The following is a 21061-nucleotide window of genomic DNA, read 5'->3' on the forward strand; positions in this document are numbered from 1 at the left end:
GCTCAATAGAAAATCCTGCCGCCGTCGATCGACAGGGTGGTGCCGGTGACGAAGGAGGATTCAAAGCTGGTGAGGAACAGGATCGCCTCGACGATCTCGTCCGGCTGGCCCATGCGGCGGACGGCGTAGAGATTTTCGATGCGCTTGATCTGCGCCGGATCGGTGAAGGTTTCCCGCACCATCGGCGTATCAACCGCGCCCGGCGACACGATGTTGCAGCGGATGCGCGGCGCCAGCTCCATCGCCAATACCTTGGAGAAGGCATGCACTGCCGCCTTGGAAGCGGAATAGGCGGCCCGGCCGGAAAGCGGGCTTAACGCCACGGCGGACCCGACATTGACGATCGTCGCCGCATCGTTGCGCCGCAGATAGGGCAACGCCGCGTGGCAGGTGAGGTAGATGCTGGTCGCATTGCCGTCCATCGCCCAGTGCCAGTCCTCCAGACTGGTGTCGGCGAAGGGGCGGGACAGGCTGACGCCCGCGTTGCACACCAGCCCATTCATTCCGTTCATCAGACGGAATGCCTCATCAACCGCTTCGGTGGCCGCCACCGGATCGAACAGGTCGGCGGCAACCGCATAGGCACCGGTTTCCTCCGCCACTTCCGCAAGCGTCTTGGGATCGCGGCCAAGGATCGTGACCAGCGCCCCTTCCTTGACGAAGCGGCGCGCCGCGGCGGCGCCGATGCCGGAATTGCCCCCGGTGATCAGGATTTTCCGGCCTGCGAGGCGGCCGGTCGAGACTTTCTTGCGGGCCTTCATGGCCTTTGTCCCTTCACCCTGCCAGAACGTCGAGGACCTGCTCGGTCGAACGGACACGCCCCATCCGGCCGAACAGCGTGAAGCTATGCTTATGCGCTTCGGCGTTAAGGGCCGATGTCGCATCCTCCACGAAAATCTGGTCGAAGCCCCGCTCATAGGCATCGCGCGCCGTCGACTCCACGCCGATATTGGTCGCTATGCCAGTCAGGATAATCGTCTTTATGCCACGGCGGCGCAGGTGCATCTCCAGGTCGGTGCCGTAGAAAGCGCCCCACTGCCGCTTGGTGACGATGATGTCGCCATCCTTGATGTTGAGCTTGGGAACCAACTCAGCCCAATAGCTGGGGCGCGGCGGCGCGACGGGGGGAACGATGTCCGTGGTCGGCGACAAGGCGTCCGCGCCATCCTCGCTGTTGGTGACCCGCACAAAAATGGCGACGCCGCCTTTGTCGCGCAAAGCCTTTGCTATCTTGGCTGTATTGGCGACGACGTCGCCAGACTTATGGGGAACCGCCTCCAGATTGACGATGCCATGCTGCAGGTCGATCGCAACCAGCGCCGTGGTTGCGGGATCGAAAACGGTGTCCACCATATAACCCTCCGGAAAATTCTTGCTTTGTCAGACGATAGCGGACTGCGCCGCACATTCCAGACGCTCCGCCACGGCGGCCGCGTCATAGGGGCGAATGGCATCGAAACGGCCGGCCCGCACCAGACTGGGCCAGTCCGGGTTGGTCAGCACGATCCGGCCAAGAGCCACCAGATCGAAATCGCCGCGATCGAACATCTCAACCAGCCGCCGCAGATTGGCGGTGGACACGTCCGCGCCATTCATCTCGCCGATCTTGGAAACCTCCAGCGGGCTTTCCAGGCCGACGGAGCCGACCGTCATTGACGCCTTGCCCGTGACCTTCTTCGCCCAGCCAGCGAGGTTCATGTCGCTCCCCTCAAATTCGGGAAGCCAGAACCGCCGGGTCGAAGCGTCGAATATATCGACGCCCGCATCAGCCAGCGGCGTCAGCCATGCCTCGAGTTCCTGCGGCGTGCGCGCGACCTGCGCGTCATATTTTGCGCCCTTCCACTGCGAAAAACGCAGCATGATCGGGAAGTCCGGGGCGGTCCGCCGCCGCATCTCCGCAATCACCTCAACCGCGAAGCGCACGCGATTTTCTATCGAGCCGCCATAATTATCCGTGCGCTTGTTCATTGGCGGCCAGAAAAACTGGTCGGGCAGATAGCCATGCGCCCCATGGATCTCCACGCCGTCAAAACCGATTTCATAAGCATGCGCAGCGGATGCAGCATAGGCGTCCACAACATCTTCAATGTCGCGCGTGGTCATCGCACGGACCGAACCGTCATCCTCGCCAAGAACGGATGCAGCGATCGACGGCTCCTGCGGATTGAGCGTATCTTCACGCCCACGGTACAGACCCGTGTGCCAGAGCTGCGCAAAGATCGCGCCGCCCTTGGCATGCACTTCTTCCGCAACGCCTTTCCAGCGTGGCAGGCTATCCCCGTAGAAATTGGGTACCCGGCTACTGGCATGAGATACGGGGTGGGCGATGGCCGAACCCTCGGTCACCACCATCGCGCACCCGCCAGCAATGCGGCGCGCATAATAAGCGGCAGCGCCATCGCCCAGCAAATTTCCGGGCGACATTTCCCGAGTCATCGGCGACATTACGAACCGGTTGGAAAGACGCAGCGAACCACATTCAAACGGCGTGAACAGAGGCTCGATCGAGACTTCCCCTTCAGCGACTGACGACATGTCCGGCATCTCTTCCTAAAAATTCGCTCGAATCAATTTCGTAATTCGGCTGCGCATAAGGCTTGCGATCTTTTGCATGCAATTTCAAGCTTGGCAAGATTGGAAAGCCTTCCAGACTTTTCAAAACCCCCACTCGCTTCCGTCAATTCCCCAGCAAATGTCGCCATTTCTTCCAAAATTTGGCGCTGAAGGCGCAAGTTGTGGGAGAAATATCGTTGCGCCGCCGCCGCAGGACATCTATGCATTTTGCATGCAATTAGCGCCGATCTTGGACCTTAAGCAGCGCCCTGCGCTTGTTACCGGTGCGGGCCAGGGAATCGGCCGGTCGATTGCGCTGCAACTCGCCGCGCACAATGCGGGCGGCGTGATCGTCAATGATTTCCATCCGCAGCGCGCAGAGGAAGTCGCAGACGAGATACGGAGCATGGGATTTGACGCAATCGCCGCTCCGGCCGATGTCTCTAATGCAGAACAGGTTCGCGCCATGCTGTCCCTTGCGCGCGAGCGGTTTGGCGAAATCGGCATATTGGTCAACAACGCCGGAAATGCAGGACCATCGCAGCGCCCGGATATATCCGCTGCGCCCTTCTGGGATGTTCCGGCTGCCGACTGGGATCGATGGTTCTCGGTCAATCTTTACGGCGTGATGCACTGCTGCCATGCCGCCCTCCCCTCAATGGTGGCGCGCGGTGGAGGCGGCCGCATCATCACCATCCTGTCGGATGCTGGACGGGTTGGAGAAGCGGGACTGGAAACCTATTCGGCGGCGAAGGCCGGGGCCGCAGGATTTCTGCGCGCGCTTGCCAAATCCACCGGCCGTCACAGCATAACGGTCAATATGATCTCGATGGGCGCAACCGTCACGCCAACGTCGGAGGATGCGCTTTCCAATGAAGACCTGCAGAGAAAAATGCTGCAGCATTATGTCATCCGCCGCCTCGGCACGCCCGAAGATGCGGCAGCGATGGCGACGTTTCTGGCATCCGAGGCGGCAGGATGGATCACCGGGCAAACGATACCGGTGAACGGCGGCTATTCTTTCGCCCTTTAGTCCGATTTCAGGAAAAAGCGCGGCAGAAACGCAACCTCAAGATGACCAGATGAAAAGGCGCCGGATCATAACCGATCCAGCGCCTCTCCCAATCAGAAGGGCGTCGCCGCGCCGATACTCTGGCCACCATCCACGACGATCGTCTGTCCAGTTATGTGCGCAGATTCCGGCGAAGCCAGGAACAGCAGCGCCTGGGCGACATCCTCGGACGATCCGGCCTGTCCGCGCGGAATGATGGCGGCGAACGCAGCGCGTTGTTCTTCCGACAATGTGGCGAGGGCGCCCTCGGTAAAGGTCACGCCCGGTTCGACCCCGTTGACCGTCACGCCCATGGATGCAAACTCGAAGCCCGCCTGCCGGATGAAGCCGTTGAGACCCGCCTTTGACGTGCCATAGGCGGCATAGCCGGGATATGCCTGCCTGTTGCCTGTAATGGAGGAGGTCAACAAAAGGCGGCCGGCGTCACTCTTGCGCAGGTGGGGCAGACCCTCGGCGGCAAACCAGAATGCCGCCTTCAGGTTTACGGCCAATATCTCCTCCAGCTCCGAATCCTTCAGATCGGCGATGGACGACGCGCCAAATGCGGCGGCGTTGTGGAGAATGACGTCGATCTTGCCGAACCGGGCGATGGTTTGCGCAATAAGGTCTGAGACCGCCTGCCGCGTACCGACATCCGTCGCGATCAAAGTCGCCGTTCCGCCTGCCGCAGTGATTGCGTCCACAGCTTCCTGCCCCGGCGCGGCAGTCCGCGTCGCGACAACGACCGACGCCCCTTCCCGCGCAAAAAGTTCTGCAGTGGCCCGGCCTATGCCGCGACCTCCGCCAGTGACGATGACAACACGACCCTTCAACCGATCCGCCATATCCGCTCCTGATGTTGCTTATTTTCGCAGGGTTAGCATGCATGTTTCCATGCGGCAAATTATTGCATGCAATTATTTCTCTGCGCCGAAACGCTTGCGGATGGCGATGCCATAAGTCCTTGGCTCACCCAGGAATGCGACATTGAAGCCGAAGGAAGAATCATAATCCGCGACCATGGCGTAATAATGCTTGTTGGTCAGATTCTTGCCGAACAGCGCGACCTCAATTCCGTGATCCTTGATTTCCAGTGCAGCGCGCGCACCGAGCAGGCCATAGGCTTTTTGCGTGACGCTCGCCTGATTGCGCGCCGTGGGGCGGAAATTCACGTCATCGATCCACGCATAGTCCGCATTGAAACGAAGGTCGCCCATCGACACCGGCACGACATAAGAGGCGTTGAGGCCGAAGGTGAATTCAGGAATGGAAAATGGCTCGCCGCTCCTGTCACCCAGAATGGCGTCGGGAAAACGGGTGTAGCGGGCGTGCGTCCACCCGCCGCTGGCGCTGAGGGTCAGTCCGGCTACAGGCACCGCGGTCACTTCAATTTCACCGCCATATATTTCCGCAGCCGCCGCATTGATCAGGAAACTGGTGATCCCGTTCGCTGTGTTCACATTGGTCGACTTCTGAATGTTGGCGTAGTCTGTGTAAAAGAATGCGCCATTCACCCGCAGGGCGCGGTCGAGCATGTCCAGCTTGTAGCCGACCTCATAATTGGTCGCCTTTTCTGGACTGAACGGCGCGAAGGTTGCAGGGTTGGACGTGCCGCGCAGATTGAACCCGCCTGCCTTGTAGCCCCGGCTGGTGTTTGCATAGAGCAGCACATTGTCCGACGGACGCCAATCGACACTGGCCAGATAGGACCAGTTCTCGAATGTCTGGCGGAAGCTGCGTTCGCATGGCGCGCCGGGCGCAACGAGAGGTACGGTACATACGCCGGCGCTTGTCCGGTTGCGGGTCGTGAGAGCGCGAAATTCGTTGGTATAACGAATACCGCCAGTCAGGCGCACCGTGTCGCTGAGAGCGTAGATGACCTGCGCAAAGGCCGACTTATTCTTGTTGAGGACATCGCCGTCGGTGATGATCGGGTTGCCTGCGAAGAAGGTGGGGGCTTGCAGCAGGCGATTGCCCTCATGTCCGGTCTCGCGATTATAATAGAGGCCGGCAACCCAATCGAAGCCAATGCCGTCCTGCGAAGAGAGTTGTAATTCCTGCGAGAAGTTCCGTGCTTCGGTCGCGAGGTTCGGCTCAATCAACGTGTAGGGTGTTGCATCATAGTCGGAAAGGCTGTCGCGCTCAAAACCGCGATACGCCGTTATCGACTTGAGCGCCGCCCAATCAAAATCGATGTTCAACGTGCCGGAAACGCCCCACACATTAACATTGTCATAGATGCGCTTGTCGGAGGGCATATCGTAAAAGGAGCCATTCTGCGTCGCCTCCAGCAACGCCTGGGCGCGGGAGATCGCATCAGGCGCTGCGGGATTTATCCCCTCCTCCGCCATGATCTGGCCAAGGACCGCCCGGTTCTGGATCGATCCGGCCGTCGCCTGCGGCTGGACATAAACGACCTTCAGGGCGGAGCCGGTATTGCGCATGCGTACATAGTCGCCCGACACAAGCAGGCTGATCCTGTCCGTTGGCGTGGCAAGGACATGCAGGCGGTAGCTGTCGGTATGATCGTCGTTCAGCTCCTGCCCAAGCAGGTTGCGTCCATACCCATCCTGCCGCCGCAACTGGACCACGCCGCGCACCGCCAGTTTATCCGCGACGAGAGCGGCATTCAGCGCGCCCGTCAGGATCTTGCTGTCATAATTGCCGTAGGAAAAATCTAGATAGCCGCCCCAATCGTCATAGGGCTTTTTCGTCTCGATCTGGAATGCGCCGCCCGTCGTGTTCTTGCCGAACAAAGTGCCCTGCGGACCGCGCAGCACGTCGATCCGTTCGATATCGACGAAGCTGGAGCGCAGGCCAATCACGCGGGGGATATTCACGCCATCGACATAGACGCCGACGGGCGCGTCGCTGGTCAGAGTGCCTTCAATGTCGCGCTGCCCGCGGATGGCGATTTCAGCGCGGCCGCCATTGGTGACTGACGAGATAAACAGGTTGGGAGCCAGCCGCTGGATTTCGGCGATGTCCTTGATCGATGCATCCTGCAGTTTCTGGGAGCCGATCGGGGTCACGGCGATGGGCACGTCCTGGACATTTTCGGCCTGCTTGCGCGCGGTGACGACAATATCCTCAATCCGGGCGGACCCGGCATCCTGCGCGGACGCGGCGGATGGGGCCATGCCAGCCCCGGCCAAAAAGGCAAAAACGCTCATTCCCTGAATACAGGTTCTCATTGCACCTCTCCCAATCGCCGGCGTCATTTTACCCCGCTGCGAGTGCGGGCTGCCTGGCTGATGAGGAAGGCTAACAACAGGCGCGCGCCATTGCATGCAAATTACGGGCGATGTTTGGGAGATGGGCAACTTGTTGTCAAAACCCATAATTTTCCCAGTCCACGAAGCCGCCGCCGGATAGACGATGAATTTCATTGCATGCATTCGGTGCGCATCTGGTCAGCAAAAATGCCCGCCAGCGCATAATCCGGGAGAATGATATGCCGCCGCTTTCCGCAGACGATGTCCGCCATTTTCAGGAGGATGGGCATTTGTCGCCCATCGACGCCCTATCCCCTGCCGAAGCCCTTCGGTTGCGGGAGCAGCTTGAAGATTTCGAAGAACGCCATGGGCCGATCGTCAAGAATTACAGCGTGAAGGCGCATATGGTCCTTCCCTGGCTCAACGATCTGGTGCGGGACCCGCGCATATTGGATGCGGTAGAAAGCATCATCGGACCGAACATCTTCGTGTGGGGCGCAAGTTTCTTCATCAAGGAAGCGCGCGATCCCGGATTCGTCACCTGGCATCAGGATGCGAAATATGTGGGGCTGGAGCCGCCGCATACGGTGACCGCGTGGATCGCCTTCACGCCCAGCAATGAAACCAACGGCGCGCTTCGGGTCATACCGGGCACCCATCGCGAATTGCTGCCCCATGCGGACAGCTTTCATGAACACAATCTGCTAAGCCGGGGTCAGGAAATCACGGTTGAGGTCGACGCGGACAGGGCGGTGATGATGCCCCTGGAACCAGGCCAATTCTCTGTCCACGATGCCAGGCTGGTGCATGGATCGGACCCCAACATGTCCGGCGACCGTCGCATCGGCTATGTCGTGCGGTACATCCCGACCTATATGAAGCAGACGCTGGGGGAACGCGACACGGCGTTGCTGGTGCGCGGTGTCGACGAATATGGCCATTTCGAGCATGAGCCCAGCCCGGCCACGGAGCTTGATCCCGAAACCGTCGCCTACCGGGCAGCATTGATGGGCGACCTCAACAAGATGCTTTTCAAGGACGCAAACAAGCCATCCTAGGAACCACCCGGTATCGCGTCAGCTATAATAGGCTGGCGCGATCCGGTAGGCGCCGAACTGTTCGATATCATGACCGTAGAACAGTTCAGCGTCATGGTCCTGCGCCAATATGTTCAGCCGCTCCAGCGAGCGGCAGGCGGCCACAGGGTCGACATGTGCGCTGGATATCGTCCTGGTTTCCATGCTGCGCGCGGTATAGGCCGCATCCGCCGTGAACATCATCGGCCGCCGGTCCGACAGTTTGATCATCAGGCTGTAATGCCCATTCGTGTGCCCCGGCGTTTCAAACAAAAATACGCCCCGCGCGATTTCCTGATCGCCGGTCAGCGTTTCGAACCGGGGCGTGTAGATGTCGATCTCTGGTTCCGACGCCCGCAGGCCGGGCGCGAAGCTCTGGTCGGAATAAGCCAACTCCTCGAACGGCTCAGGCGTACGCGCCGCCTCCAGTTCGCATGCATGGCAAATGGTCGTCGCGTGAAGGCAGTGCTTGTTCCCGCCACAATGATCGATGTGGTAATGGGAATTGATGACATGGGTGATGTCCGCTGGCGACAGGCCCAGATTGGCGAGTTGTCCGGGTATCGTCTGGTCCAGGCTTTGCTGCGCAATGCCCGGCATCACAAACTGATCAAAATGATGAAGGTCAAAACCCGTGTCGAACAGGAAACGGCCATCGTCATGCTCGATAAGCACGCTGTAGCAAGGCAGCGTCACCATCGCCTCGCCACCCGCGTTCCAATACATATGATATTCCTTCATCGCCAGCCGCCCGCCGTCGAGAATATAGACCTTCGTGTCAGCCATGCGCGCCGCCTTCCGCGCCCTGCGCATCCCAGCGGAGCGGGACATATTCGATCGAATTGTTGCGGCCGGAGACGCCCTTGACATCCTCGCCGGGGACCAGCGTGAATTCCGGTATCCGGGCGAACCATTCTTCCAGCAGCACGCGCATTTCCGTACGGGCCAGATGCGAACCGAGGCAGCGGTGCACGCCGCTGCCAAAAATCAGATGCGCCTTGTCCGCCCGGCGGAAATCAACCTTCTCCGGTTCGGGAAAGCGCCGCTCGTCCAGGCCATAGAGGGTGGTCGCAAGCACGATCAGATCACCCCGGCCCAAGGTGACATCGCCAACCTCCACCTCATGCCGGGCGACGCGCGCGAGATTGGTTATGCCGTGATACCGTAGCAGTTCCTCCACGGCGTCGGGAATGATTTCCGGGTGATCGCGCAGCTCCTGCCGATGCTCAGGGTGTGTGGCCAGAAACCGCATCGCAAAACCCATAGCCGCGACCACAGTATCCAGCCCGGCGAACATCAGATTGGCGCTCATCGAAAGCACCTGTTCCCGGCTGGCCTTCTGTCCGTCGATATCGCTGTTGATGATCTGGGTAATAAGGTCGCTGCCCGGATTGCGCCGCCTGTCCTCAATCCTGCTGTCGAGATAGTCGAGCATCGCCTGAAAGGAATCGGCAAGCGCTGTCGGATCCGGGTTGCGGATCTGATCCTCCACCGTGGGCATCAGGTGCGGCGCGTCCTCCGCCGGCAGGTCCATCATGCCCAGAAACACCCTGATCGGGAGATGGCGGGCGACATCGGCCTGAAACTCGCACTGTCCCTTCGCCCGGAACGCCTCAATCAACTCGATGGCCAGGTCACGCGCAATCTGTTCATACCGGGCAAGCGATTTGGGCATGAAGGCGGGCGCAAGGGCGCGGCGGTACTGGTCCAACTCCGGCGGATCGACCTCCGCGGGGGCGAAGCGCATGCTTTTGACCACGGGCGGCACCGCGACGATCTCGTTCGAGAAGTCTTTGTGGTTGCGGTAGATGGCGTGAATGTCCTCCGCCCGCGTGAAGATCCAGTGGCCGCCGTTGCGCGGCGTATAGATGGCGTCCGGCCCGTCATGCAGCGCGTGCCAGCCCAGATGAATGTCGCCATCGACCGCAGCGATTGAAAAGATATCGACATCCCGCACCAAGTCCTTGGGGATGTGGGGCGGGATCGTGCCGGACATGGCCGGGGCCGTTTGGGTGGTCATGCTAAATCTCCGTCGAAGTCAGATATGCAAAGGCGCGGATGGGGATGCGCCGGTTTTGGGCGCGGGCTGATGCGCGTACCGGCCAAGCGTCAGCATCAGGAAGGATGCAAACAGCATCACTGGCGTCAGCATGGACAATATCGGCGCGTACGACCCGGCATGGTCGAACACTGCCCCGGCCAGAAGGGGGGCAAGGCCGGAGCCGAAAGCGAATACGCCGCCGAAAAGCCCATAAATGGCGCCGTAGCTGCGCATCCCGAAATAGCGGCTGGCGATATAGGCGATGAGGTCGACTTCCGCGCCTGCAGTGAAGCCCGCCAGGCCAGCGACCAGAAACCCGTGCCATCCCTCGCCATCAAATCCCAGCAGCAGCCGGCAGGCGGCGGCGGGAGCAAGGAGGAAGGCCGCCGCCACAACCGATCCGGGAAACCTGTCGAGCAGCACGCCGGAGAGCAACCGGCCGGCGAACATGCTCGGCCCGATCATCGCAGCCATTGCGGCCGCGCGTGCGGGCGTAGCGCCGCGATCACTCAGCATCGGAACAAGGTGAACGATGAGCGCCGACACGCCACAGGACATAATCGCGACCGAGACAATGATCTGCCAGAATTGCCGGGTCTTGCAGGCCTGGGGAAATGTCAGGCCGGAAAGCTGCGGACGGGACGTGGGCGCGGCATGCGGCCGCCCCTTCTGCAATCGTGGGTCATGAAAATAGCGCCATGCGAGGGGAAAGGCGACAAGGAAGCCGCCGGCCGCGAGCGACCACAGGGCCACGCGCCAACCGAAACCGGCGATGATCGCGTGGGCCAGCGGTGGCGCGATCGTGCTTGCCATGGCTGTTCCGGCCATGGTGAGGGCAAGAGCAAGACCGCGGTGCCGGTTGAACGCGCTCGCGACCACCAGCGTCCACACCACAAAGCCCGCGACACCCTGCGCCAGAGCGAGAAAGGCCCATGCGCAATACCAGCTCCACAATGACGAACCGACGGTCCCCAAAAGGCCGAGCGCGACGCAGTATAGCGCAAGCCCGCTCAAGGCGAGTTTGCGTGCGCTCCAGCGATCCGCAAGCGTGCCGAACAGCGGCCCGGCAATCAGCATTCCGAAACTGGTCATCAAAAGGCCGGACGAGATTTCCGCGCGCGACCAGCCAAATTCTTCCTGCAGGGGGAGCATGAACGCCCCAAGAGCGTAGTAGTGCAGCGAACACACGCCCACACCCGCCGCAGCGGCAAGCACGATCCGCCAATGGGCGCGCCACTCGCCCCAGGCGCTATTTTCTGTCGGCTCAGCCTGCGCCATCCCATCCTACTCGCCTACGGCCCGCTTCGGTTGCTGCATGACGCAGCGCGGGACTCTTGCATGCAGGATAAGCGGGGAAAGCAGCGGCTCAACCGGATTGCGGCAGGTTCGACAATCTACTGTCAATTCAGGCGCGTTTCTCCGTCCTCGGGACCACTGCCAATCCAGCCAAGACTGATGCCTCGCTGCTGACAAAGAGGCTGGCCGCCGCAGCCCTGTCCTCCATCCCGGCCTTTAATGATATTGACTCGCAATATGTGAGAGCCTAGCCCAGCGGCCAAGACGCATGAAGAACCTCAACCCACACGCCCTCCGCTATCGCCTGTCCGTCGCTTCCAGGGTGGTTGCGGCGGCATTGGGCGGATACGCCTTGGCTGCCGCGATCTCCATGGCCTTGGCCCGCGCTCTGCCGATGTCGCGAGCGGAGGCAGTGACGACCGCAACAATATTGGCCGTACTGGCCATGCCCGCCGCCGCAATATGGGTATTCGCGGCTCGCACCGCCTGGCTGGCGTGGGCAGGAGTCAGCGCCGTCACGATGTGCGCTGCCGCCATCGCCTGGCTGCTTGGCGTTCCGGCCTAGGGAATGACCGCGGCATGAAGCAGGGATTTCGCCAGTCGATGGCATGGCTCCACGGGTGGGCCGGGCTGGTCATGGGATGGCTGCTGTTCGCGATTGCCATCACCGGCACCGCGAGCGTTTTCAGACCTGAGATCAGCAACTGGATGCGGCCAGAGATAAGCGCCGCACCGGACCCGCAAAAGGCGCTGGCAGCGGCGGTTGAATATCTGAAGAAAGCAGCGCCCGATGCACCGGGCTGGTATCTGACGGCTCCAGACGACCGCGCCTATCCGGTCATGGTCGCCTATGCGACCAAGAATGAGAAGGGCGAGGGCGATTATGTCCAGAAGGCGCTCGACCCGCTTACCGGCCGGCCGGACGGTATAAGAGACACGCTGGGCGGGGAGTTTTTCTACCGCTTCCACTTTGAATTGCAGATGCCCTATCCATGGGGCCGCTACCTCGCCTCTGCGGCGGCGATGCTGATGCTGGTGGCGCTGATCTCAGGCATCATCACCCATCGCCGCATCTTTGCCGACTTCTTCACGCTGCGGCCCGGCAAGGGCAAGAGATCCTGGCTGGATGCGCATAATGTCATGGGCGTATTGGCCATGCCATTCCACCTGATGATTACGTTCACAGGGATATTGACGCTGGTCACGCTGACCATGCCCTGGGGGGGAGTGGCGAATTATGGCGACGATATAGCCGCCTTCTACAAGGATATCTCACCCGGCTTCTATTCCCGCCCCCGCGCCGAACGGCCAGCGCCGCTGGGCGATATAGAGGCCATGCTGAACGATGCGCGGCGGCGGATGCACGGCGGCAGGATCGGATATGCCAATATCGATAACCCCGGCGATGCGAACGCCGTGCTGGAAGTGACGCGGCATGACGGAGACCAGATCGCCTATGCGGCGGAGATTCTCGCCTATGACGGGGTGACCGGCCAACTGCTTTCCCAATATCAGGAGACCCGGCCGGCGAGAAAGACATATGATGTGCTCTATGGCCTTCACATCGGCCGTTTTGCGCCAGAGTTCAGCCGCTGGCTCTACTTTCTCTGCGGCCTTGCGCTGGCGGCGACCATCGGCACGGGCATGGTGCTCTGGTCGATCAGCCGCACGCGGAACAGGGGCGCTGGGCATGTCCTCGTGGAGCGGCTGACGACTGGCGCCATCGGCGGAATGCCCCTTGCGGTCGCCGCTACATTCTGGGCGAACCGGCTGCTGCCGGACGGCATGCCCGGACGGCAGGGACTGGAAGTCGATACATTCTTTGCCGTATGGGGAAGCGCGATCCTGTTCGGGCTGCTGCGCACCGGCAGAAGGGGGTGGATAGAGTTGATGGCGGTCACGGCGGCCGCCTGGCTGCTCCTCCCCGCCGCTTCGGCGCTGACTGCGGGGCGTGGCCTTCTGTCTTTCCCCTGGCGCGGAAACGGACTGTTTGTCTGCTTCGACCTTGTGGCTCTCGCGCTTGGCGCGATCGCCGCCCTTATCTGCGTCAAGGTGATGCGCGCGCCGGTCATGAAAGCCGGAAGGGCGTGACAGCCTCCCTCATTTCCCTGTTGCTGGCGCTTGGCGGGTTTGCCGCGCTCAGCCTGTCGATGCAACGGCACGCGCGGCAGGCGCAGGCGCCGGGCTGGCTGCCGCGCAGGCCAGTGCTTCGCTGGATCGGATGGGGCTTTCTCGCATCTTCGTTCATAAGGTGCATCGCCAGACCCGACTGGAGGCTCGCCCTTGTCGAATGGGTGGGCGCCTTGGGCCTTGCGGCGGGCATCATCGTCCTGATCCTGATCTATCGCCCCCGGATTCTGCCTTTCATACCGAAGGCGGCGATGCTGCTTGCACTGCTGGCGATGGCGGCGGGGCGACTCTAGGAGGCGTCGCGCGCCTTATTCTTCGGGTGCGGACGCCTGTTCCCGATCGATCACCCAATGATGATTTTCGACAATGATAGACCGCACCGCGCGGCCCTGCGGCGTCATGGACGGGCGATACCGGAACCGGTCCTCGACAAGACGGCAGGTCACTGCGTCCAGATCGGCGCTGCCGCTGGATTGCGTCACGGTGCAGCCGGTCGCCCGCCCGGTCGTTTCCACTGTGTAGCGGACGGACACGGTTCCGCCCACGCCTGCCTCAGCCTCCGCCTTGGGATAGTCGGAATCCTTGATCCGGCCCCGGATCCAGCGCGGCGGGCTATTGCCGCCATCCCCATCGCCAAATCCATCGTCGCCGCTGCCCGTGCCGGTTCCGGTTCCGCCGCTGCCGGTTCCCGGCCCCCGAACGGCGGCATTGCCGGCCGATGCATCATTGCCCACGCCGGGGACGGGCGCCGCGATCACGAGCGGCGGCACAAGGACGGGAAGAACCGGCGGAGGCGCTGCTATCTGGGTGGGCCGGGCCTTCAGGTTCGGCGGAGACGCAGCGCCTTCAGGACGGAGACTTTCATGCCGCGATGCTGGTTTGCGCGGTTCTTTTGGCGGCGGCGCAGGTTCGGGCGGGACGCCGAATATCTTCAATTCCTCACTGATCCGCAGCGGTGCATCGACCCGAAGGCCAAAAAGCAGGGCAAAGCCGAGCGCGGCGTGGAGGACCGCCACGGCCAGGGCAGCGGCAATACGGTCGCGAGTAGCAGGTTGAACATCGATCATTGTCGTCACGCAAGGCTGCGCCGCAGCCCGCTCCACGCCTTGTTCAACAAAATGCGGACCGCCTCGTTCCCTTTCCACCGCGAGAAAAGATCGGGAGTGAAACATTCTGCCTCGCCATCTGTTTGAACGGCATATCGAAGGAGACTGTCATGAACAAAGCAGCAATCGTCACCGTGATGCTGGCATTGGCCGCACCGGTCGCGCTTCCCGATGCGGCATTGGCCCAGAGACACGACGATCGGCGCTGGGACGGCGACAGGGACAGCGACTGGGATCCCGCCCGCCATTATGAGGATGGCCGCTACCGCGAACGCAGATTGCGGGACGATGACCGCGTTTATCGCGGCAGCGACGGCCGCTATTATTGCAAGCGCAATGACGGCACGACCGGCCTTGTCATTGGCGGCGTGGCCGGCGGCGTGCTGGGCAATGTCATCGGCGGCGGCACGCTCGGCACATTGCTGGGCGCGGGCGGCGGCGCCTTGCTAGGCCGCAGCATCGACCGCGACAAGAAGAAGGTGAAGTGCCGCTGACGCACCTCCCGGTGAGAAGCGAACTCCCGCCATGCTCTTTCGAGCAGGCGGGAGCATGACCCGGCCATCCGGGAAAATATCGCGGCTCAGCGCATGCCCAGCGCGGCGAGATATGTGTCGAGGATCGCTTCCTCGACCTGATATTCTTCCTTGTTCTTCTTGCGGATCGAGATGATCTTGCGGATCGCCTTCACGTCGAAACCGCGCGATTTCGCCTCATTCATGACATCCTTGATGTCGTCCGCGATGCCCTTCTTTTCTTCCTCAAGACGCTCGGCGCGTTCGATAAGGAGGCGGAGTTCATCGGCTGCGACTGCGCCGTCGCGGATGCCTTCGGGCGTGCTGGTGTCCATGTCTGTTCCTGTTTCTGCTTCGGTTTGCGGGCGCGACAGTCCCGCAACGATGGTTGCCGGGCGTGAATCGCGTCCGTTGCCGGATATGGTGAATCGGAGGGGGTGCCTCTAATGGTTCGGCGCGTTCTTCGCTACGCTTTCCTTCATCCGGTCGAGCTGTTCCTGGGTCGCCTCGCCCTGATGCTTCGCCTTCCATTCGGCAAAGGGCATGCCGTAGATTATTTCCCGCGCCTCATCCCGGCTCAAACCCCCGTCAGCTTCGGCAACCCAGTCGGCCAGACAGTTGCGGCAGAATCCCGCCAAGCCCATCAGGTCGACATTCTGCGCGTCCGTCCGGTGCCGCAAATGTTCCAGCAGGCGGCGGAAGGCGGTTGCGGCGACCGCGTCATTGAGTATTGTGCCCGCCACTTCAAACCTCCATCAAGCAATATCCCTGTCGTGCAGCTCGGATAACGGAAATCAGGCCACCCGGAAATGGGCGGCGAGCAGACTGTCAGGAGTATCCCCAGTGAAGAAATTCCGCCCCCGTTCGCGCAAGGTCCGGATTCTGGCCACGCTTGGCCCGTCCAGCAACAGCGCGGAGATGATCCGCAAGCTCTACTTGGCCGGGGCCGACGCCTTCCGCATCAATATGAGCCATGGCAGCCATGAGGATCATGCCGAGCGGATCGCGATCATCCGCGGGCTGGAAAAAGAATTTGGCCGCCCGACGACGATCCTTGCCGACCTGCAGGGGCCGAAGCTGCGTGTGGGCACCTTTGCGACCGGCATCGCGGTTCTGAAGAATGGGGCGAAATTCATCCTCGACCGGAACGAGGAGCCGGGCGACGAAACGCGCGTCAACCTGCCCCATCCCGAAATCTACCGCGCGCTGGTGCCCGACACCCGCCTGCTCCTTGACGATGGCAAGCTGGTGCTGCGGGTCAAGGCGGTCGACGCCGACCGGATCGAGGCGATCGTCGAGGTCGGCGGCACCCTGTCCAACCGCAAGGGCGTGAACGTCCCCGATGTCGTCGTGCCGATGGCGGCGATGACGGAGAAGGACCGGCGCGACCTGTCCTTCGCTGTCCAGCAGCATTGCGACTGGATCGCGCTGAGCTTCGTCCAGCGGCCGGAGGATCTGGCCGAGGCGCGCAAGCTGATGGGCGGTTATGGCGCGCTGATGGCGAAGATCGAGAAGCCCGCCGCCGTGCAGCGGCTCGACGAGCTGCTGGAGCTGGCCGATGCAGTGATGGTGGCGCGCGGCGACCTGGGCGTCGAATTGCCGCCCTATGCCGTCCCGCCCCTGCAGAAGCAGATCGTGGAAAGCGCGCGGCGGCTGGGCAAGCCGGTGGTCGTCGCCACCCAGATGCTGGAATCGATGATCAAGGCGCCCACCCCCACCCGCGCCGAAGTGTCGGACGTCGCGACCGCCATCTATGACGGCGCGGACGCGGTGATGCTGTCGGCGGAGAGCGCGGCGGGCGACTGGCCCGAAGAATCGGTCGCGATGATGAACGCCATCGCCCACAGCGCGGAAAACGACCCCGGCTATTTCCGCCGCCTGCACTTCACCGAGACCAAGCCCGACGCCACCACGTCCGACGCATTGGCGGAGGCGGCGAACAGCATTACCCAGACCGTCACCGCAAGGGCCATCATCTGCTTCACATCGTCGGGCAACAGCATCCGGCGCGTGGCGCGCGAACGGCCCTCCGCGCCGATCATGGCGCTGACCCCCCGGCTGGACACGGCGCGCAAGCTGGGGCTGTTCTGGGGCGTGCACGCCATCCGCACCAAGGACATCGGCAGTTTCGAGGAAATGATCGCCAAGGCCCGGCGCATGGCCCTGCGCCATGAGATGGGCAAGGCGGGGGACAAGGTGATCGTGCTGGCGGGCGTCCCGTTCGGCACGCCGGGATCGACCAATGTGATCCATGTGGCAACGATACGCGGCGACGAGTTGAAAGATCGCGAGGACTGAGGCGGGATTGGCCGCATTGCCCCTCCTCCCCTGACCGAAGTTGCGGAAGTTGCGGGTTGCGAGCGGTTTTGGCTGGAACGTCGCATGTTGGTCGCACAAAAGTCGCATGTTGGTCTCATCTGCGTCGCACCTGCGTCTCATGTAGGTCTCACCTACGTCGCACTTGGGTCGCATGTGCGTCTCATCCACGTCGCATCTACGTCTCACTTGCGTCGCATGTAGGTCGCAGATGCGTCGCACCTGAGTCTCACCCGCGTCGCACCTCCGTCTCATGTGCGTCCCATATGCGTCGCAGTCGGGGCGCATCTGAAGGGTGTGCGGGGCTATTGCGGCAGCGCAGTTCTCGGCATATGCGGGATGCTGTTCCATGGGCGGAAGCAGAGCATGATTGCCGGGATGTAGGACAGGAATTTGGCTTTGGCCGCTTGTCTCGGAACAACCAGAAGCAGCCCCAATCCTCCGTTCGGGCTGAGCCTGTCGAGACGCAGTCGACCGTAGGTCAACCCCTGCGCTTTCTTCGGAAGTGAAGTGCAGCCCTTCGACAAGCTCAGGGCGAACGGGTTGTTACGACCAAAAGTGCAAAGTCCCACTCTGCTATTGGCCGTCATCCAGGGGAAAGCCGGGACCCATATCTCCCCTTTGCCAGCCGTCTGCCCAAGGCGAGATGGGTCCGGCTTTCGCCGGGATGACGAATAACAGTGCCATTGTTCGACCAATTTTCGCCTTTTAGAGAGCAGTTGCTTGCCCCCGGCAGCGGCCATAGAAGACGGGAAAATCCAAAGGATTGGGGATGAAATGTGGACGCTCTGGTTCTTTCCTCTACTAATTGGTCTCGTTGTTGTTGGCATTTTTGGAGGCGCGGCTTGGTATGCGTTAGCCCCTGCCCACCGTAGACCGAGTATCGCCAAGGCTGTTACAGTTCCTTTTGGCTGCATTGGAATTTTGGTCGTTTCGCTAGTTATTCTAGTCAGTATTGCTGGCTGGTTTCGAAAGAATGACACGCAACTTTTCGCGGAACTGTTTGGATTTAAACCCACCGCTACCGAAGACCGCATGCTTTTTGATGAATTTGGAAAAGGTTCAGACCGCCAAATCTTCATGCGAGCTGAACCAAGCAGTGAGGATAGAACCAAAATTATGAAGGTTACACGTGCAAGACTCTTTGAGAACGATGCTATGCCATTCGAGGTGGCGGGCGCACAGCATGGTTTTTCTTGGTGGGTATCAAGCAATGAGAACGATTTAAACTATTGTAAAACCACTAGAATTTTGAACGCCGATGGATTTCATGGTTGGAAAGATTTTCGCATTCTTGAATGTTTAGATGCGGGCAACGCTTTTCCTGCGTCCGCAAATGCTGGACTGATTTACGTCGCCGCTTCTGGCCGAAATGAATAAGGCAAACGCGCACCTACGAAAGCGACGCTAAATATGTTGCTATCGCTTGCCAGAACCAGACAGTCCGCTCCCCACCCCTTTTTTTCATCCCCGCGAAGGCGGGGACCCAACGCGCCTTGGGCATGCAAGGCGTAGGAGGGGAGATGGGTTCCCGCTTTCGCGGGAATGACGGGTCATAGGAGAGCTAAGGCAAGTATCCACCCTTCTCGTCATTCCCGCCATCAGACACACACCCCTTGCAGGAGGGGAGCAGGAATATCCGACAATGATCCAGCCCATCGCCCGATAAACCACGCACAAACGCATCGAGCGCCCGGTCGGTGCCGACCGGGCGCTCGATGACATAAACCGGCAATCGGTGTTTAGCCCTGGCGGGCCTTGAACCGGCGGTTGGTCTTGTTGATGACGTAGGTGCGGCCGCGGCGACGGATCACGCGGTTATCGCGGTGACGGTCCTTGAGCGACTTCAGCGAGTTGCGGATCTTCATGACGCAGCTTTCAGATGATTCTGTGGTTCGGAAATTTCGAAGTGCCGCCCCTATGGGTGACGGCCGCGAAAGTCAAGGCGGGCATGCGCCTTTCATCCCGCTTTTCGTTCAGGCCCGGTGCAGCAAAATACTGTCTCTAGCGTTTGGAGACGTTATAGCCTGTGAACAGGGCCGCGCGGAGACACGCATGATGATGAAGCCAGTATTTGCCACCGTTCCCCTGATGATCGCCCTGTCGGCATGCCAGACCGCGGTCGCGCCGGTCGAGGTGACGCGGTTCCATGCCGCGACCCCGGTTTCCAGCGGCACCGTGGCGATCGAGGAAATGGACGGCAATCCCGATGTCGGGCTGGAATTCGGCACCTATGCGGCGGCGGTCGGCCAGGAACTGCAGCGCGTCGGCTTCAACGAGGTGAAAGGCGCGGACAGCCAGTATCGCGCGCTCATTTCCTTCCGCCGCAGCTTCCGCCCCACGGGGCCGGACCAGCGGCGATCCCCGGTCAGCGTCGGCGTGGGCGGCGCGACCGGCAGTTATGGCGGCGGCCTGGGCGTCGGCATCGGCATCAACCTGTCCGGCAAGCCCAAGGATGTGGTGACCACGGAGATGTTCGTGCAGATTCGCAGGCGGTCCGATTCGACGGCCGTATGGGAAGGCCGGGCGATGACGCAGGCGCGCGAGGGCACCCCGGCCGCCCAGCCGGGCCTGGCCGCCGGTAAGCTCGCAAACGCGCTTTTCAAGGACTATCCGGGCCAGTCGGGGCAGACTATATCGGTCAAATGACCCTATCGATCACGAGCGCCTTCGACAGCGGGAACATCCGCGTTCTTTCCATCACCGACGACCGGGCCGAGCTGGAGATCGTCAAGGATCACCAGAGCGACTTCTATCAATGGTTCCATTTTCGCGTCGCTGGCGCGGCCGGGCGGGAGGTGGAGTTGGTCCTCACCAACTGCACCGGCTCCGCCTATCCGGACGGCTGGCCGAACTATAAGGCGCGCTATAGCGAGGATCGCGAGAACTGGCTGCAGGCAGACACCAGCTATGCCGACGGCCGGCTGACGATCCGCATCGAGCCGGACACCAACGCCGTCTGGGTCGCCTATTTCGCGCCCTATTCGATGGAGCGGCATCATGACCTGATCGCCTGGGCGGCGAGCCAGCCGGGCGTGACGCAGAAGGAACTGGGCAGGACGCTGGACGGCCAGCCGCTCGACCTGCTGAGCTTTGGCGAGGGCAAGAAGCAGGTGTGGCTCTACGCGCGCCAGCATCCCGGCGAGAGCATGGCGGAGTGGTGGATGGAAGGCGCGCTGGAGCGGCTATGCGACCTGGAAGATTCCGTCGCGCGCCTGCTGCGGCAGGAGGCGACTTTCCATGTGGTGCCGAACATGAACCCGGATGGCAGCAGGCGCGGGCACCTGCGCACCAATGCCGCGGGCGTGAACCTGAACCGCGAATGGCATGCGCCGAGCATGGAGAAAAGTCCGGAGGTTTTCCTGGTCCGGGCGGAGATGGACCGCACCGGCGTCGACTTCGCCATGGATGTGCATGGGGACGAAGCGATCCCCGCCGTGTTCGTCGCGGGCTTTGAGGGGATTCCGTCGCTGAAGCAGGACCGGGTCGCGCTCTATAACCGCTATCGCGACACGCTGGCCGCGCGGACGCCGGATTTCCAGACGCGGCTGGGCTATCCGCTGGGCGCGCCGGGCAAGGCGAACCTGTCCATGTCCACGGCGCAGCTCGCCGAACGCTATGGCGCGGTGTCGATGACGCTGGAAATGCCGTTCAAGGACAATGACGACCTGCCCGATCCCGATTTCGGCTGGTCCCCCGCCCGGTCGATGCAACTGGGCAAGGATTGCCTGGCCGTGCTGGCGGAGATCATCGCCGATATCTGAA

22 protein-coding genes are annotated in these 21061 nt (G+C 61.6%); 10 read left to right on the forward strand and 12 right to left on the reverse strand.

Features of this window, described 5'->3' with window-relative positions; all coding sequences use genetic code 11:
• Positions 1 to 2 precede the first annotated feature (2 nt).
• Genes BHQ40_RS05860 through BHQ40_RS05870 form a run of 3 tightly spaced genes read right to left on the reverse strand, consistent with a single transcriptional unit; the run spans position 3 to position 2535 of the window.
• Positions 3 to 761 (reverse strand): SDR family NAD(P)-dependent oxidoreductase, encoded by a 759-nt coding sequence (locus tag BHQ40_RS05860; RefSeq protein ID WP_070153814.1) that lies wholly within the window; start codon positions 759 to 761, stop codon positions 3 to 5.
• Between the two features lie 13 nt (positions 762 to 774).
• A complete protein-coding gene (locus BHQ40_RS05865; RefSeq protein ID WP_070153818.1) occupies positions 775 to 1353 on the reverse strand; it encodes a hydrolase in 579 nt (192 codons plus the stop codon).
• 27 nt (positions 1354 to 1380) lie between these two features.
• Positions 1381 to 2535, reverse strand: coding sequence for an oxidoreductase (locus tag BHQ40_RS05870; RefSeq protein WP_070154045.1), 1155 nt, complete (start codon positions 2533 to 2535; stop codon positions 1381 to 1383).
• A gap of 268 nt (positions 2536 to 2803) precedes the next feature.
• Here BHQ40_RS05870 and BHQ40_RS05875 point away from each other — a divergent pair, with 268 nt between their 5' ends.
• The gene (locus BHQ40_RS05875; protein ID WP_253183273.1) at positions 2804 to 3586 is read left to right on the forward strand and encodes an SDR family NAD(P)-dependent oxidoreductase; all 783 of its coding nucleotides are present in this window, start codon (positions 2804 to 2806) and stop codon (positions 3584 to 3586) included.
• A gap of 92 nt (positions 3587 to 3678) precedes the next feature.
• Here BHQ40_RS05875 and BHQ40_RS05880 read toward each other — a convergent pair whose 3' ends face one another.
• Both BHQ40_RS05880 and BHQ40_RS05885 read right to left on the reverse strand, forming a co-directional pair.
• Complete coding sequence (locus BHQ40_RS05880; RefSeq protein ID WP_070153821.1) at positions 3679 to 4449, reverse strand: SDR family NAD(P)-dependent oxidoreductase; 771 nt, start codon at positions 4447 to 4449, stop codon at positions 3679 to 3681.
• A 72-nt stretch (positions 4450 to 4521) separates the two neighbouring features.
• Positions 4522 to 6744 carry a TonB-dependent receptor gene (locus BHQ40_RS05885; protein WP_171905776.1) on the reverse strand — a complete coding sequence of 741 codons (2223 nt, stop codon included), beginning with the start codon at positions 6742 to 6744 and terminating at the stop codon, positions 4522 to 4524.
• Between the two features lie 314 nt (positions 6745 to 7058).
• Here BHQ40_RS05885 and BHQ40_RS05890 point away from each other — a divergent pair, with 314 nt between their 5' ends.
• On the forward strand, positions 7059 to 7877 hold the full coding sequence (locus tag BHQ40_RS05890; RefSeq protein WP_070154049.1) for a phytanoyl-CoA dioxygenase family protein: 819 nt from the start codon (positions 7059 to 7061) through the stop codon (positions 7875 to 7877).
• Positions 7878 to 7895: 18 nt separating this feature from the next.
• Here the strand turns inward: BHQ40_RS05890 and pldA are convergent, their stop codons facing one another.
• Genes pldA through BHQ40_RS05905 form a run of 3 tightly spaced genes read right to left on the reverse strand, consistent with a single transcriptional unit; the run spans position 7896 to position 11214 of the window.
• Positions 7896 to 8681: a 4-pyridoxolactonase gene (gene pldA / locus BHQ40_RS05895; protein ID WP_070154051.1), complete on the reverse strand. Its 786-nt coding sequence runs from the start codon at positions 8679 to 8681 to the stop codon at positions 7896 to 7898.
• Positions 8674 to 9915, reverse strand: coding sequence for a cytochrome P450 (locus tag BHQ40_RS05900; RefSeq protein ID WP_070153833.1), 1242 nt, complete (start codon positions 9913 to 9915; stop codon positions 8674 to 8676). The genes pldA and BHQ40_RS05900 overlap by 8 nt, the downstream gene beginning before the upstream one ends.
• 18 nt (positions 9916 to 9933) lie before the next feature.
• Positions 9934 to 11214 (reverse strand): MFS transporter, encoded by a 1281-nt coding sequence (locus BHQ40_RS05905; protein ID WP_070153836.1) that lies wholly within the window; start codon positions 11212 to 11214, stop codon positions 9934 to 9936.
• Positions 11215 to 11500: 286 nt separating this feature from the next.
• Here BHQ40_RS05905 and BHQ40_RS24935 point away from each other — a divergent pair, with 286 nt between their 5' ends.
• From BHQ40_RS24935 to BHQ40_RS26095, 3 genes are read left to right on the forward strand one after another with little or no spacing between them, the layout of a single operon-like run.
• Positions 11501 to 11797: a DUF3649 domain-containing protein gene (locus BHQ40_RS24935; RefSeq protein WP_083276730.1), complete on the forward strand. Its 297-nt coding sequence runs from the start codon at positions 11501 to 11503 to the stop codon at positions 11795 to 11797.
• Positions 11798 to 11811: 14 nt separating this feature from the next.
• Entirely contained in the window at positions 11812 to 13323 is a 1512-nt protein-coding gene (locus BHQ40_RS05915; protein ID WP_070153842.1) for a PepSY-associated TM helix domain-containing protein, read from the forward strand.
• Positions 13320 to 13655: a DUF3325 domain-containing protein gene (locus BHQ40_RS26095; RefSeq protein WP_070153845.1), complete on the forward strand. Its 336-nt coding sequence runs from the start codon at positions 13320 to 13322 to the stop codon at positions 13653 to 13655. The genes BHQ40_RS05915 and BHQ40_RS26095 overlap by 4 nt, the downstream gene beginning before the upstream one ends.
• A gap of 15 nt (positions 13656 to 13670) precedes the next feature.
• On the opposite strand, the gene BHQ40_RS05925 is transcribed toward BHQ40_RS26095, so the two are convergent.
• Positions 13671 to 14429 (reverse strand): energy transducer TonB, encoded by a 759-nt coding sequence (locus tag BHQ40_RS05925; RefSeq protein WP_070153847.1) that lies wholly within the window; start codon positions 14427 to 14429, stop codon positions 13671 to 13673.
• Positions 14430 to 14578: 149 nt separating this feature from the next.
• Here BHQ40_RS05925 and BHQ40_RS05930 point away from each other — a divergent pair, with 149 nt between their 5' ends.
• The gene (locus BHQ40_RS05930) at positions 14579 to 14962 is read left to right on the forward strand and encodes a glycine zipper 2TM domain-containing protein (protein ID WP_070153850.1); all 384 of its coding nucleotides are present in this window, start codon (positions 14579 to 14581) and stop codon (positions 14960 to 14962) included.
• An 86-nt stretch (positions 14963 to 15048) separates the two neighbouring features.
• Here the strand turns inward: BHQ40_RS05930 and BHQ40_RS05935 are convergent, their stop codons facing one another.
• Together BHQ40_RS05935 and BHQ40_RS05940 are read right to left on the reverse strand one after the other, a co-directional pair.
• On the reverse strand, positions 15049 to 15315 hold the full coding sequence (locus BHQ40_RS05935) for a DUF2312 domain-containing protein (RefSeq protein WP_070153852.1): 267 nt from the start codon (positions 15313 to 15315) through the stop codon (positions 15049 to 15051).
• Between the two features lie 108 nt (positions 15316 to 15423).
• Positions 15424 to 15723 carry a DUF1244 domain-containing protein gene (locus BHQ40_RS05940; RefSeq protein ID WP_070153855.1) on the reverse strand — a complete coding sequence of 100 codons (300 nt, stop codon included), beginning with the start codon at positions 15721 to 15723 and terminating at the stop codon, positions 15424 to 15426.
• Between the two features lie 100 nt (positions 15724 to 15823).
• Here BHQ40_RS05940 and pyk point away from each other — a divergent pair, with 100 nt between their 5' ends.
• Together pyk and BHQ40_RS25595 are read left to right on the forward strand one after the other, a co-directional pair.
• The gene (gene pyk / locus BHQ40_RS05945; protein ID WP_083276731.1) at positions 15824 to 17278 is read left to right on the forward strand and encodes a pyruvate kinase; all 1455 of its coding nucleotides are present in this window, start codon (positions 15824 to 15826) and stop codon (positions 17276 to 17278) included.
• 795 nt (positions 17279 to 18073) lie between these two features.
• Positions 18074 to 18676, forward strand: coding sequence for a hypothetical protein (locus BHQ40_RS25595; RefSeq protein WP_139139201.1), 603 nt, complete (start codon positions 18074 to 18076; stop codon positions 18674 to 18676).
• Positions 18677 to 19038: 362 nt separating this feature from the next.
• On the opposite strand, the gene ykgO is transcribed toward BHQ40_RS25595, so the two are convergent.
• Positions 19039 to 19164, reverse strand: a complete 126-nt coding sequence (gene ykgO, locus BHQ40_RS05950) for a type B 50S ribosomal protein L36 (protein ID WP_003046794.1) — start codon at positions 19162 to 19164, stop codon at positions 19039 to 19041.
• Between the two features lie 190 nt (positions 19165 to 19354).
• Here ykgO and BHQ40_RS05955 point away from each other — a divergent pair, with 190 nt between their 5' ends.
• Both BHQ40_RS05955 and BHQ40_RS05960 read left to right on the forward strand, forming a co-directional pair.
• Complete coding sequence (locus BHQ40_RS05955; protein ID WP_070154055.1) at positions 19355 to 19945, forward strand: DUF4136 domain-containing protein; 591 nt, start codon at positions 19355 to 19357, stop codon at positions 19943 to 19945.
• On the forward strand, positions 19942 to 21060 hold the full coding sequence (locus BHQ40_RS05960; RefSeq protein ID WP_070153857.1) for a M14 family metallopeptidase: 1119 nt from the start codon (positions 19942 to 19944) through the stop codon (positions 21058 to 21060). The genes BHQ40_RS05955 and BHQ40_RS05960 overlap by 4 nt, the downstream gene beginning before the upstream one ends.
• Position 21061 lies beyond the last annotated feature (1 nt).

This window comes from Sphingobium phenoxybenzoativorans (genome assembly GCF_001757355.1).
Classification (GTDB): domain Bacteria; phylum Pseudomonadota; class Alphaproteobacteria; order Sphingomonadales; family Sphingomonadaceae; genus Sphingobium; species Sphingobium phenoxybenzoativorans.